Source organism: Bradyrhizobium sp. P2_E8 (genome assembly GCF_056403875.1).
In genome coordinates this window covers 1-531 of the sequence record NZ_JBFUES010001924.1, presented here as the reverse complement: position 1 = coordinate 531, position 531 = coordinate 1, and the positions used below count along the sequence as shown (strand labels likewise).

1 protein-coding gene is annotated in these 531 nt (G+C 71.2%); it reads right to left on the bottom strand.

What is annotated here, in order from left to right; translation table 11 throughout:
• On the bottom strand, nucleotides 1-531 hold a 531-nt coding region (locus AC1D00_RS44735), incomplete at both ends, for an adenylyltransferase/cytidyltransferase family protein (protein ID WP_477015164.1).

The window sequence follows — 531 nt, the reverse complement described above, 5'->3', positions numbered from 1 at the left end:
CGACGACCTCATGGCCGACCACCTGCTCGCGGGTGTAGTCGCCGCCCTTCACCAGCACGCCGGGCTTGATCCGGGTGATCAGGTCGATCGGCGTGTCCTCTTCGAAGATGACGACGAGATCGACCGCTTCGAGCGCGGCCAGCACCTCGGCGCGGGCGCGCTCGTCCTGGACCGGACGGTCGGCGCCCTTCAGCCGCCGCACCGAGACGTCGCTGTTCAGGCCCACGACCAGGCGGTCGCAAGCGCCGCGCGCCGCGGTCAGCACCTTGACGTGGCCGGGATGCAGGATGTCGAAGCAGCCATTGGTGAAGCCGACCCGCAGGTCCTGCCTGCGCCATTCCGCGAGTTGCGCGTCGAGCGCCGCCGGCTCGAGCACGATCTTCTCCTCGGCCGCGAGATAGGCGTGCGGCAGGATCTTTCGCCGCAGCTCGGCCGTGCTCACAATGGCGGTGCCCTGCTTGCCGACGGCGACGGAGGCGGCGGCATTGGCCACGCGCAGCGCCGTGTCCCAGTCCGCGCCCGCCGCGAGCG